Annotated in this window: 1 protein-coding gene; it reads left to right on the top strand. The window is 49.8% G+C overall.

Going from position 1 to position 1,223, the window contains the following annotated elements:
- Window positions 1-876 (top strand): IS110 family RNA-guided transposase (locus tag WG68_RS18925; protein ID WP_046559278.1); only part of this gene is annotated, 876 nt, incomplete at its 5' end.
- Window positions 877-1,223 lie beyond the last annotated feature (347 nt).

Raw genomic sequence — 1,223 nt, 5'->3', positions numbered from 1 at the left:
CAGATTGACGCTGTTGCAGTAGAATCGACTTACAACTGGTATTGGCTAGTCGATGCGCTTCAAGCAGAAGGCTATGATGTGCGACTGGTCAACACCGCGGCGGTGGTGGTCTACGACGGCCTTAAATACAGCGGTGACTTCGCCGATGCCAGACACCTGGCGCACTTGCTGCGAATAGACCTGTTGCCCTGTGGCTATATTTATCCAAAAGAGCCTCGTGCTCTGCGTGATTTAGCACGTAAACGCGCGCAGCTGGTACGGCAAAAGACCACCCAGCTGCTGTCTATCAAGAATTTATTGGTGCGCAATTTAGGCCGGGATACACCAAGCTACACCATTAAAACATGGACAGCGGAGCAAGTGGCCGCACTGCCCCTGTTGCCAGAGCAGTTACTGGCATTGCAGGCCAATTGGACTGTGATGCAAGCGTTAGCACAGCAAATTCAGGCTGTAGAAGCTGAGCTGTTACGCCAACTTAAGCCCAGCAAGGATTTTCAGCTGCTTAAAACCGTATCTGGGATTGGCGATATTTTATCGATGACCATTTGTCTGGAAACCGGTGATATTACGCGGTTTGACAGTTGCGGCAATTTTACTTCTTACGCCCGGATGGTTACGTCAAAACGCGAATCAAACGGTAAGAAGAAGGGTGAAGGAAATCGCAAATGTGGCAACCGTTACCTGTGCTGGGCTTTTATGGAGGCCGCGCACTTTGCCATTGGCTCGGATGAATTAATCAAGCGCTTTTACCAACGTAAATGCGCTAAAAGCTTAAAAGTAGTAGCGATGAAAGCCGTGGCCCACAAACTGGCCAGAGCCTGTTACAACATGCTAAAAGACGGGGTAGAGTTTGATGTGAAACGCGCTTTTAACTGAGTTTACCCAGCGTAGCTGATGCCGGTTTAGGGTTGGTAAAACCAGAGTTCTGATTGCACAGCTACGCTGTTTTACCTTGTTTGCCGTAACATCGCCTGCTGCCTGAGCCATCAAGGGGTTGGTTTAAAACCATGATTCTGTCGCAGCTATGCTGCATCACTTGGACAGGCGGGAGAACAGAGGGTTTTCTGGGGCTACAAGTAGCCAGGGGCCGGACGCAGTCAGTCCAGAGCCTTGATCCTGATGGGTGACTGGTGCGATACACGCATAACCACCAATGAGAACTAAAATGCGAAGGTTATTGGTTTACAAGGAATAAAAGATACGCGCACTTAATAGTGCGCGCG

This window comes from Arsukibacterium ikkense (assembly GCF_000987775.1).
GTDB lineage: Bacteria > Pseudomonadota > Gammaproteobacteria > Enterobacterales > Alteromonadaceae > Alishewanella > Alishewanella ikkense.
The sequence above is the reverse complement of the archived record's forward strand: the minus strand, read 5'-3'. Positions and strand labels throughout refer to the sequence as shown.